The organism is Inquilinus limosus (genome assembly GCF_051487185.1).
GTDB lineage: Bacteria > Pseudomonadota > Alphaproteobacteria > DSM-16000 > Inquilinaceae > Inquilinus > Inquilinus limosus_F.
The window spans coordinates 102,330-113,418 of record NZ_JAHVDK010000028.1 but is presented as its reverse complement, the minus strand read 5'-3'; the positions used below and the strand labels follow the sequence as shown (position 1 = coordinate 113,418).

Sequence of the window (11,089 nt, the reverse complement as noted above, 5' to 3'; positions counted from 1 at the left end):
CCTCGGCCTGTCGGAGGAGTGGTCCCGCTGGGGCGCCCTCGGCTGGCCGGCGACGCCGCGCCCGGCCAAGCCGGCCGGCGGCCCGGCCGCGATCGAGGCCGAACGGGCCCGGCGCCGGCAGGCGGTCGCCGCCGCCATGGCGCGAGCCTTCGCCGAGGTCCGCGACCCCGCCCGGGTGCCGGGGCTCCGGGCCGGGCTCGCGGTCCGGCTGCAGGAGCCCGACGTGATCGAGTGGCTCGACACCGAGACCACCGCCACCACCGCCGACCGCCTCTGCCGCTCCCTCGGCCTCGGCCTCTATGTCGACGACCCGAAGCCTGCCCCCGACACCGGGTGACGGCCGGCGGCACAGGCCGGATCTTCCATTCTCCCTCTCCCCTTGCAAGGGGGAGGGTCTGCACGGCGTCGGCATGAAGGCGGGACACCGCCGCACTTGACTCGCGCGCGGCGGACGCTATGGTGCGCGCTTCCCGGCCCGTGATGCGGCGCCGAGCGGAGTCATATTGGAACCAGCATCATGGCCAAGCCGAGCACCATCAAGATCCGCCTGAACAGCACTGCGGACACCGGTTTCTTCTACGTCACCAAGAAGAACCCGAAGACCAAGACCGAGAAGCTGACGCTGCGCAAGTACGACCCGGTCGCGCGCAAGCACGTCGAGTTCAAGGAAGGCAAGATCAAGTAAGCGGCGCGCCCCGGTCGGCCGACCGGGCGCCGTTTCTCCGCCTGTCCGCACCGGGCCCCGCCCTCGGCGGGGCCTTTCGCATGCCTGCCGTCCGGCTTCAATCCAGGTGACGCCGCACCGTGGCGATGAAGCCCGCGACGCTGATCGGCTTCGAGATGTAGTCGTCGCAGCCGCCGGCGCGCACCATCGCCTCGTCGCCCTTCATCGCCAGCGCCGTCACCGCAATCACCGGAATCGTCGCCAGCTCCTGGTCGGCCTTGAGCCATTTCGTCACCTCCAGCCCCGAGATCTCGGGCAGCTGGATGTCGAGCAGGATCAGGTCGGGCCGATGCGCCCGCGCCAGCGCCATCACCTCCGACGCGCTGTCGGTGGCGATCGTGGCGTAGCCATTGGCCTCGAGCACGTCGACGAACAGCTTCCGGTTGAGCTCGTTGTCCTCGACGATCAGCACGGTCTTCGGCATGCCCAGGGTCCCCAGCACCGGGGCCAGACCGCCCGGCCAGCCAAGATCGATCCGGCCTTCCGCGTTGTAAAGCCGCGATCCGAGTCCCGATGCGCGTCCGGTACAAAACAGGTACAATCGCGACATGGCCGATCTCTCGACAGTGTCGCGATGAGCCCGAAGCCGGACCGGGCCGAGCTGCTGCCCGGCCTGTGCCGGGACTGCGGCGCTCATCCGCCGCCGGGCGCGCGGCGCTGCACCCGCTGCGGGTCGCCGCGCCTGGTCCGCCATGCCGAGCTGCACGCGCTTGCCATCGCCCATCTCGACTGCGACGCCTTTTACGCCACGGTGGAGAAGCGCGACCGGCCGGAGCTACAGGACCGGCCGGTGATCGTCGGCGGCGGCACCCGCGGCGTGGTCTCCGCCGCCTGCTATGTCGCCCGGCTCTACGGCGTCCGCTCGGCCATGCCGATGTTCAAGGCGCTGGAGGCCTGCCCCGACGCCGTGGTGCTGCGCCCGGACATGGCCAAATACGCCGCGGTCAGCCGGCAGATCCGGGCCCTGTTCCTGGCCGCGACGCCGAAGGTCGAGCCGCTGTCGCTGGACGAGGCCTTCCTCGACCTGTCCGGCACCCAGGCGCTGCACGGCCGCAGCCCGGCCGAGACCTGCGCCGCCATCGCCCGGCAGGTGGAGCGCGAGATCGGCGTCACCCTGTCGATCGGCCTGGCGCCGAACAAGATGCTGGCCAAGATCGCGTCTGACCTGGACAAGCCGCGCGGCTTCGCCGTGATCGGCCGGGCCGAGGCCATGGCCTTCCTGGCCGACAAGCCGGTCGGCATCATCCCCGGCGTCGGCAAGGTGATGCGCGAGAAGCTGTTCAGCGACGGCATCCGCACCGTCGGCGACCTGCGCCGGCTGGACGAGAGCGCGCTGGTCCGCCGCTTCGGCGTCTTCGGCCGGCGCCTCTACCGCTATGCCCGCGGCGAGGACCAGCGGCCGGTCGACCCGGACGGCGAGACCAAGAGCGTCTCGGCCGAGACCACCTTCAACACCGACATCCAGCGCCCGAAGGCGCTGCTGCGCGAGCTGTGGCCGCTGTGCGAGACCGTGGCGGCCCGGCTGAAGAAGCACGACCTGGCCGGCGGCACCGTGGTGCTGAAGCTGAAGACCGCGCGATTCCGGCAGCTCACCCGCAGCCACCGCCTGCCCGACCCGACCCAGCTGGCGGAGACGATCTGGCGCGCCGCCGCGCCGATGGTGGAGCAGGCGGCGACCGGCGAGGCCTTCCGGCTGATCGGCGTCGGCTGCACCGATCTGGTCGAGGGTCGCCTGGCCGACCCGCCCGACCTCTTGGACCCCGCCTCCGCCCGCCGCCGCGCGGTCGAGGAGGCGGTCGACGCGGTGCGCCGCAAGCTGGGGCCGGACATCATCGCCCGCGGCCGGTCCGGCCCGCCGCGGCGTTCCGGATGAAGGCGATCGCGTCCTTCGGTCGCGGCCTCATGATCCCACTGGGCGCCGAGCACTGGTCGAGGGGAGACTCCCGTCCCATCTGCTTTCGACGCGATCTGCCGGCCCGGCCGGCCAAACGAGGAAGCCTGCGATGAACCGACGTGAAGCCCTGACGCTGGGCGGCGCCGCCGCCCTCGCCGCCGCCGCCAGGATCGGCGCCCCACGCCCGGCTGCGGCCCAGACCGCGGCGGCCCCGACCGGCCCGTTCAAGCAGCCGCCGCTGCCGTTCAAGGAAGACGCGCTGGCCCCGACGATCGGCGCCGAAACCGTCGGCCTCCACTACGGCAAGCACCACAAGGCTTACTACGACCAGCTGAACAAGCTCGCCGCGGGCACGCCCTACGAGTCGATGACGCTGGCCGAGGTCGTGGTCAAATCCGCCGAGGCCAAGGACGCCGCGATCTTCAACCAGGCCGGCCAGGCCTGGAACCACAACCTGTACTGGGAGCAGTTCGTCCCCGGCGGCCCGAAGGCGCCGCAGGGCCGGCTGGCCGAGGCGATCGCCGAGGCCTTCGGCGACCAGGCCGGGCTGGTCAAGGCCACGACCGAGGCCGCCGGCAAGGTGTTCGGCAGCGGCTGGGTCTGGCTGGTGGCCGATACCGGAAAGCTGAGCCTGGTCGGCACCTCGAACGCCGATTCGCCCTTCGCCCATGGCGGCCAGCCGCTGTTCGGCATCGATGTGTGGGAGCACGCCTACTATCTGGACTACCAGAACCGCCGCGCCGACCACGTCAAGGCGGTGATGGAGACCCTGGTCAACTGGTCGGTGGTGTCGGACCGGCTCGGGGCTTGAGGTGGGCGCCCCTACGAGCCCTCGTCGACCCATGCCTCTCATCGTCATGGCGAGCCCCGAAGGGGCGTGGCCATCCAGGCGGGTTGGGCTTGTCCTGGCTGCGGAACTGGATGGCCACGCTTCGCTCGCCATGACGAGGAAGGGCCGGAGCGTCGGTCTCAATAAGGATTGATATCACTCGCAGCGCGGCGGCGCGATCGGCTCCAGCGTGTCCAGCGTCGCCGCCATGGCAAAGTCGCCGTAATCGATGACGATGCGGTCGGCGATGCCGTTCTCGAACAGGCGCTGGCGCAGCTCGTATTCGGGCAGCTCGGCGCCTTCGCCCTTGCCCTTCTCGGCCTCGCCGACCTTGAAGAAGGCCATGTTGATCGGGTGCGAGGGGCCGCGCCGCAGCGCGTCGGCCGCAGGGTCGCCCGGCTGCGCGCGGCCGATCGCGACGCTGACATATTGCGGCCCGTCGGTGGAGCTGCCGTCGAAGAAGCCGGCGGTGAAGATCGGCTGCCCCTGGCGCATCGCCTCGACCAGCCGCTGCATATGCGTGGTCGGGAACAGACTGCCCGGCGGCAGCGCCTGCTTCAGATCGGACGGCGCCTTGAACACGGCGTCGCCGGCCCCGACGTCGTCCAGCCGCGCCGTGCCGCGGATGTCCTCCTTGGCCTCGCCGTTGGTGGAGGAGCTGAGATTATAGGTCAGCTCGCGCCCATCGGCCGATTCCCAGCCGGCGTAGCGGGTCTTGCGGGTGATGGTGTCGCCCGAGGCGTAGACCATCGCCACCTGATAGTTCTGCTCGAAGCTGGAGCCGTCGCAGGCGGCGGCCCAGCGATACTCCATCTGGCCCTGGATCGCGATCACGCTGCGCTGCCCGCGCGTCATGTCGAGGGTCAGGGAATACACCGCCCGGTGCGGCTGCAGCGCCACCGCCGGCGCGGCTTGGGCCGTGCCGGACGATAGCAGCAGGAGGGCAAGGGCGGCGGATGGCGCGATGCGGGACATGCGCCATCTCAGCCCGAAGCCGCGGGCGGATGCAAGCGCCGCGGCGCCGTGGTCTCTCAGCCCGCCTTCTTCGGCAGGTCCAGTTTGATGTGCAGCTCCTTCAGCCGGGCCGCGTCGACCTCGGCCGGGGCGCCCATCAGCAGGTCTTCAGCGCGCTGGTTCATCGGGAAGGCGATGACCTCGCGAATGTTCGGCTCGTCCGCCAGCAGCATGACGATGCGGTCGATGCCGGGGGCCGAACCGCCATGCGGCGGGGCGCCGAAGCGGAAGGCCGACAGCATGCCGCCGAACTTCTCCTCCAGCACCTCGCGGCTGTAGCCGGCGATCTCGAACGCCTTGATCATGATCTCCGGCTTGTGGTTCCGGATCGCGCCCGAGGACAGCTCCACGCCGTTGCAGACGATGTCGTACTGGTAGGCCTTGATCGTCAGCGGGTCCTGCGACTCCAGCGCCTCCAGCCCGCCCTGCGGCATCGAGAACGGGTTGTGGCTGAAGTCGATCTGCCCGGTCTCCTCGTTCAGCTCGTACATCGGGAAGTCGACGATCCAGCAGAACTCGAAGCGGTTCGGGTCGATCAGGTCCAGCTCCTGACCGATCTTGGTGCGGGCGAAGCCGGCCAGCTTGGCGGCCGCGGCCTCCAGGTCGGCGACGAAGAACACGGCGTCGCCGTCCTCGGCGCCGGTCGCCTCGCGCAGCGCCTCCTGGGCGCCCGCCTCCAGGAACTTGGCGATCGGGCCCTTGCCGGCGCCGGCCTCGAACACGATGTAGCCGAGGCCTGGCGCCCCCAGCTCCTGCGCCCAGCCGTTCAGCTTGTCGAAGAAGCTGCGCGGCCGGTCCGCGACCTTCGGCGCGCGGATGGCGCGCACCACGCCGCCCTTCTCGATCACGCCCTTGAAGGCGCGGAAGGTCACGTCCTCGCGGGCGAACACCGAGGTGACGTCGCAGATCACCAGCGGGTTGCGCAGGTCCGGCTTGTCGTTGCCGTATTTCAGCATCGACTCGGCATAGGGGATGCGCGGGAACGGCCCCTGGGTGACAGCCTTCCTGACGCCGGTGAAGCCCGCGAACTCCTCGAACACGCCGCGCAGCACCGGCTCGATCGCCTGGAACACGTCCTCCTGGGTGACGTAGCTCATCTCGAAGTCGAGCTGGTAGAACTCGCCCGGGGACCGGTCGGCGCGGCTGTCCTCGTCGCGGAAGCAGGGTGCGATCTGGAAGTAGCGGTCGAAGCCGGCCACCATCAGCAGCTGCTTGAACTGCTGCGGCGCCTGCGGCAGGGCGTAGAACTTGCCGGGGTGCTGCCGCGCCGGCACCAGGAAGTCGCGCGCGCCCTCCGGGCTCGATGCCGTCAGGATCGGCGTCTGGAACTCGTGGAAGCCTTGGCTGATCATGCGGCGGCGGATCGAGGCGATGACCTCGCTGCGCAGCATGATGTTGCGCTGCATCTTCTGCCGCCGCAGGTCGAGGAAGCGGTAGCGCAGACGGATGTCCTCGCCCGCCTCCTCGTCCGACGCCACCTGCAGCGGGATCACCTGGGCGGCGGATTGCAGCGCGAAGTCGCTGATCCGCACCTCGATGCCGCCGGTCGGCAGCTTGTCGTTGACGGTCTCGGGGCTGCGCCGAACCACGGCGCCGGTGACGGTGACAACGCTCTCGACGCGCGCCGCCTCGGCCCCGGCGAAATGCGGGCTGTCAGTATCGACCACACATTGCGTCACGCCGTAATGGTCGCGCAGGTCGAGGAACAGCAGATTGCCGTGGTCGCGCTTGCGATGGACCCAGCCCGACAGGCGGACGGTCTCGCCGGCCTGTTCGGGACGAAGCTGGCCGCAGGTATGGGTGCGGTAGGGGTGCATGGGATCGCTCTCGGACCTTGGCATGAAACGCCGGTCAGTGACACTGCCCGCCCCGGCCTGTCAAGCCGCGGCTCGACGTCCCTGCCCTCTTCTGTCGGCATATCCCCGCCGTGCCTCCCGGAGAGTCACCGAACCGACGCCCGCGCATGCTATCCTGGCGGCATGAGAGTCGAGGCTTCGGATCCGCGATGGCCGGCGTGACGGCCAAGGCGCCGCGGGCGCCAAATTCCCCCCCGAGCCGGGCCCCCCAGAACCGGGCCGCCCAGGACCGGGTGACAGTCGACCTGTCGGCCGTGGTCGTCGCCGTGACCGGCGACACGCCGCGCGTGCTGGCCCTGCGCGGGCCGGACGGCATCCCGACCCTGCCCGCCGGCCCGCTGGAGCCGCAGCACCGGACGTTGGAGCTGGGGCTGCGCGCCTGGGTCGAGGCGCAGACCGGCCAGCCGCTCGGCTATGTCGAGCAGCTCTACACCTTCGGGGACCGCGACCGGCAGCTCGCCGGGCCGGGCCGGGTGCTGTCGGTCGGCTATCTGGCCTTGCTGCGCGAGGCCGCGCCGGCCGGCTGGGGCGACAGCCTGTGGAGCGACTGGTACCACCACTTCCCCTGGGAGGACCGGCGCGGCGGCCGCCCGGAGCTGCTGGACCGGATCGAGACGACGCTGGCGGGCTGGGCCGCGGCCGCCGGCAGCGACGCCGAGCGGCGGCGGCGCGAGGCCCGGCTGCGCATCGCCTTCGGCCTGGGCGGCCTGCCCTGGGGCGAGGAGCGGGTGCTGGAGCGCTATGAGCTGATGTACGAGGCTGGCCTCGCCGCCGAGGCGCATCGGGACGGCCGCGGCCCCGCCTGCCCGGCGCTGGCGGAGGGCGCGCCGATGGCGGCTGACCACCGCCGCATCCTGGCGACCGCGATCGGCCGGCTGCGCGGCAAGATCAAGTACCGGCCGGTGGTGTTCGAGCTGATGCCGCCGACCTTCACCCTGTCGCAGCTGCAGCGCACGGTCGAGGCGCTGGCGGGGCTGCGCCTGCACGCCCCGAACTTCCGCCGCCTGGTCGACAGCCAGGGGCTGGTGGAGGAAACCGGCGAGGTGGCCGGCGGCACCGGCGGCCGCCCGGCCCGGCTGGTCCGCTTCCGCCGCGAGGTGCTGCAGGAGCTGCCCGAGCCGGGGGTGAGGCTGCCGCTGTCGCGCCGGCCTGGATAGTGTGATCGCTACCGGCCGGCCTCGTCCAGCAGCCGGATCTCGTCGGCCGTCAGGGTCAGACGGGTGGCGGCGACCAGGTCCTGCAGCTGTTCCGGGCTGGTGGCGCTGGCGATCGGCGCGGCGATGCCGGGCCGGGCGATCAGCCAGGCCAGCGCCACCGTGGCCGGGCGGACGCCATGCGCCTTCGCCACCTGGTCGAGCGCGTCGAGGATGCGCAGGCCGCGCGGGTTCAGCCGGTCCTTCATGCCGCGGCCGCCGCGGGCGCTCTGCGACAGGTCGGCCTCGCTGCGGTACTTACCGGTCAGGAAGCCCGCGGCGAGCGAGAAGTAGGTGATCACGCCGATCTCCTCGCGCCGGCACAGATCCTCGAGCGGCCCCTCATAGCCCGAGCGGTCGTAGAGGTTGTAGTGCGGCTGCAGCGTCTCGTAGCGCGGCAGGCCCTTCTCGGCGCTGATCTTCAAGGCCGAGGCCAGCCGCTCGGCCGAGAAGTTCGAGGCGCCGATCGCCCGCACCTTCCCGGCCCGGATCAGCTCGGCATGCGCCGCCAGCGTCTCCTCCTGCGGCGTCTCCAGGTCGTCGTGATGCGACTGGTACAGGTCGATGACGTCGACCTGCAGCCGGCGCAGCGAGTTCTCCACCTCCTCGCGGATCCAGGCAGCGGACAGGTCCTTGCGCTGCGGCCGGCCCGGCATCTCCCAGCCGACCTTGGTGGCGATCACCACCCGGTCGCGCTTGCCGCTGCGCTTCAGCCAGCGGCCGATGATGGTCTCCGACTCGCCACCCTGGTTGCCGGGCGCCCAGGAGGAATAGCAATCGGCCGTGTCGATCAGGTTCAGCCCGGCGTCGACGAAGGCGTCGAGCACCCGGAAAGAGGCGGCCTCGTCCGCGGTCCAGCCGAAGACATTGCCGCCGAGGGCGAGCGGCCCGACCTGGGTGCCGGACCGGCCGAGATTGCGCAGTTCCACGGTCTCTACTCCCACGATCGCGTCCGGCGGTCACTCCTGCGGTCCGGCCGGACTCCTGCGGCCATTGCCGGGCGTGCCGCGGCGCCCTCTGCCCCTCCCCACTCTAGGCATCGGGACGGCCGACGCTCAACGCCTGCGATGGCAGGCCGGCCGGCTTGCCTATACCAAGGTATGGCTCATCGCACCGCTCGCGGTTACGAGCCCAACCGTCAATATGATGGTGCCGGGCGCGCAAAGCGCGTTCTCTTCCGAGGCATCGACGGTCGGAACGGCAACGGCCCACCCGACCGCCGAGCCAGCGTGCCAATCGGCCTCGGCCGAAGGCGCAGGCGAGGCCCCGACGCCCTGTCGTCCCGACCTCCACCTCGCCGCCTCCCGGGAAGACGATCGACGCGTGGATCTGATGACGCCGCCGCGTCGGCCCGTGGCTCGCGGCGTGCGGTCCGGCTCCTGAAAAGCCGGGACCACGAAGGACTGGAGGAACAAATGACCCTGTTCACCCGCCGCGCCGCCCTCGGCACCATGGCCGCAGGCGGCCTCGCCGTCGCCGCCACCGGCGCGAACGCCCAGGGCACCGCTGTGCCGCAGCCGATGACCCCGGGCCGCGGCGGCACCGATCCGGGGCCGCACGATCTGCTGCGCGCCGGCGAGAACCCGGACATCCTGAACCCGCCGCGGACCGACAGCGGCACGCTGCCGAATCTCCGCTTCTCCTTCTCCGACTCGCATGTGCGCCAGGAGGAGGGCGGCTGGACCCGCCAGGTCACGGTGCGCGAGCTCGGCATCTCCAAGACCATCGCCGGCGTCAATATGCGCCTGAACGCCGGCGGCACCCGCGAGCTGCATTGGCACAAGCAGGCGGAATGGGCCTACATGCTGTATGGCGAGGCGCGGATCACCGCGGTCGACGCCGCCGGCAACAACTTCGTCGACGATGTCGGCGTCGGCGACCTCTGGTACTTCCCCTCCGGCATTCCGCATTCGATCCAGGGCCTCGGCAGGGACGGCTGCGAGTTCCTGCTGGTCTTCGATGACGGCGAGTTCGACGAGGACAGCACCTTCTTGCTGAGCGACTGGTTCAAGCACGTGCCGTCCGCGGTGCTGGGCAAGAACTTCGGCGTCGACCCGAAATATTTCGGCCACACGCCGGACCCGCGCGAGCGCTACATCTTCAACCTGCCGGTGCCCCGTCCGCTGGCCGGCGACAAGATCGCCGGGGCGACGCCAGTGCCGCAGAGCTTCAGTCACCGGATGCTGGCCCAGACGCCGATCAAGACCAAGGGCGGCACCGTCCGGATCACCGACTCCTCGGTGTTCCCGGTTTCCAAGACCATCGCCGCGGCGCTGGTCGAGATCGAGCCCGGCGGCATGCGCGAGCTGCATTGGCACCCGAACGCCGACGAGTGGCAGTACTACATCGAGGGCCAGGGCCGTATGGGCGTGTTCGGCGCCGTCGGCACCGCCCGAACCTTCGACTTCACGGCCGGCGATGTCGGCTTCGTGCCCTTCGCCATGGGCCACTACATCGAGAACACCGGCAGCACGACGCTGCGCTTCCTCGAGATGTTCAAGAGCGACCATTACGCCGACGTCTCGCTCGACCAGTGGTTGGCGCTGACCCCGCCGGAGCTGGTGCAGGGCCATCTCAACCTCGACAAGGCGGTGATGGACGCCCTGCGCAAGGACAAGACCCCGGTCGTCGCCGGCTGAGCCGGCGGCCCCGCCGCCGGGCCCCTGCACCAGACGCGGGGGCCCGGCGAGGGATGGATTGGACGCAACATCCGGCACCGTGAAGGAGAAGACCGGCGATGTACCGCGACACCATTGCCAGATATGCCGAGGCCGGGGCGCACAAGGCCGACATGGTCAGGGCCCATCTGCTGAGCTTCCTGATCGGCTCGGCCCTGGCCGGCGCCTATATCGGCTTCGGCGACATCTTCATGTTCACCGTCGGCGCCCATGCCGACCCGTCCTGGTCGCATCTGGTCATGGGCGCGGTCTTCGCCTCGGCCCTGACCATCGTCGTCTTCGCCGGGTCGGAGCTGTTCACCGGCACCGCCATGTACATGCCCTTCGCCGCGCTGCGCGGCGACAGCGGCGTGGGCGACATGCTGCGCGTCTGGATCGCCTGCTGGGTCGGCAACCTGGTCGGCGCGGTGGTGCTGGCGGCCTTGCTGCGCATGGCCGGCGGCGGCGTGCTGCTGACAGACGGCAGCAGCGAGTTCTTCACCGTCGTCGCCGCCAAGATGGCGGCGCCCGGCTACGAGCTGTTCGCTCGCGGCCTCTTGTGCAACTGGCTGGTCTGCCTGGCCATCTGGATGTGCGGCCGCACTGAGAACGACGCCGCCAAGATCGCGCTGATCTTCTGGCCGATCGCGATCTTCGTCGCCTGCGGCTTCGAGCATTCGGTCGCCAACATGTTCGTCTTCGCCCTAGCTCTCATAGGCGAGCATCCGGAGACCGTCACGCTGTCCGGCGCCGTGCACAACCTGCTGTGGGTGACGCTCGGCAATCTCGTCGGCGGCGGCCTGATGGTCGGGCTAGGCTACTGGCTGCAGGAGCGCGACGCCGGCCGGCAGGCCGAAGCCCCTGCCCCGGTCGCGCAGCCGTCCAACGCCCTGCCGCGGGCCTAACCCCGGTTCGAGGAGCA

11 protein-coding genes are annotated in these 11,089 nt (G+C 70.7%); 7 read left to right on the top strand and 4 right to left on the bottom strand.

Annotation, left to right across the window (positions count from 1 at the left end; all coding sequences use genetic code 11):
* The coding region (locus tag KXR53_RS27465) for a hypothetical protein (RefSeq protein ID WP_437378490.1) at positions 1 to 337 on the top strand (337 nt) is incomplete at its 5' end.
* 180 nt (positions 338 to 517) lie between these two features.
* A complete protein-coding gene (gene rpmG / locus KXR53_RS27460) occupies positions 518 to 685 on the top strand; it encodes a 50S ribosomal protein L33 (RefSeq protein ID WP_026872484.1) in 168 nt (55 codons plus the stop codon).
* A gap of 97 nt (positions 686 to 782) precedes the next feature.
* Here rpmG and KXR53_RS27455 read toward each other — a convergent pair whose 3' ends face one another.
* On the bottom strand, positions 783 to 1,148 hold the full coding sequence (locus KXR53_RS27455; protein ID WP_437378489.1) for a response regulator: 366 nt from the start codon (positions 1,146 to 1,148) through the stop codon (positions 783 to 785).
* 150 nt (positions 1,149 to 1,298) lie between these two features.
* Here KXR53_RS27455 and KXR53_RS27450 point away from each other — a divergent pair, with 150 nt between their 5' ends.
* On the top strand, positions 1,299 to 2,597 hold the full coding sequence (locus KXR53_RS27450) for a DNA polymerase IV (RefSeq protein WP_437378488.1): 1,299 nt from the start codon (positions 1,299 to 1,301) through the stop codon (positions 2,595 to 2,597).
* Between the two features lie 130 nt (positions 2,598 to 2,727).
* Complete coding sequence (locus KXR53_RS27445) at positions 2,728 to 3,429, top strand: superoxide dismutase (RefSeq protein ID WP_437378487.1); 702 nt, start codon at positions 2,728 to 2,730, stop codon at positions 3,427 to 3,429.
* Positions 3,430 to 3,603: 174 nt separating this feature from the next.
* On the opposite strand, the gene KXR53_RS27440 is transcribed toward KXR53_RS27445, so the two are convergent.
* Together KXR53_RS27440 and aspS are read right to left on the bottom strand one after the other, a co-directional pair.
* Complete coding sequence (locus KXR53_RS27440; RefSeq protein WP_437378486.1) at positions 3,604 to 4,422, bottom strand: EipB family protein; 819 nt, start codon at positions 4,420 to 4,422, stop codon at positions 3,604 to 3,606.
* 56 nt (positions 4,423 to 4,478) lie between these two features.
* The gene (gene aspS / locus KXR53_RS27435; protein ID WP_437378485.1) at positions 4,479 to 6,278 is read right to left on the bottom strand and encodes an aspartate--tRNA ligase; all 1,800 of its coding nucleotides are present in this window, start codon (positions 6,276 to 6,278) and stop codon (positions 4,479 to 4,481) included.
* 188 nt (positions 6,279 to 6,466) lie between these two features.
* Between aspS and KXR53_RS27430 the strand changes: the two genes are divergently transcribed.
* The gene (locus KXR53_RS27430; protein WP_437378484.1) at positions 6,467 to 7,474 is read left to right on the top strand and encodes an NUDIX hydrolase; all 1,008 of its coding nucleotides are present in this window, start codon (positions 6,467 to 6,469) and stop codon (positions 7,472 to 7,474) included.
* Positions 7,475 to 7,482: 8 nt separating this feature from the next.
* Here KXR53_RS27430 and KXR53_RS27425 read toward each other — a convergent pair whose 3' ends face one another.
* Complete coding sequence (locus KXR53_RS27425; protein WP_437378483.1) at positions 7,483 to 8,439, bottom strand: aldo/keto reductase; 957 nt, start codon at positions 8,437 to 8,439, stop codon at positions 7,483 to 7,485.
* 486 nt (positions 8,440 to 8,925) lie between these two features.
* On the opposite strand from KXR53_RS27425, the gene KXR53_RS27420 reads away from it, so the two are divergent.
* A complete protein-coding gene (locus KXR53_RS27420) occupies positions 8,926 to 10,149 on the top strand; it encodes an oxalate decarboxylase family bicupin (protein ID WP_437378482.1) in 1,224 nt (407 codons plus the stop codon).
* Positions 10,150 to 10,247: 98 nt separating this feature from the next.
* On the top strand, positions 10,248 to 11,072 hold the full coding sequence (locus KXR53_RS27415) for a formate/nitrite transporter family protein (protein ID WP_437378481.1): 825 nt from the start codon (positions 10,248 to 10,250) through the stop codon (positions 11,070 to 11,072).
* Positions 11,073 to 11,089 lie beyond the last annotated feature (17 nt).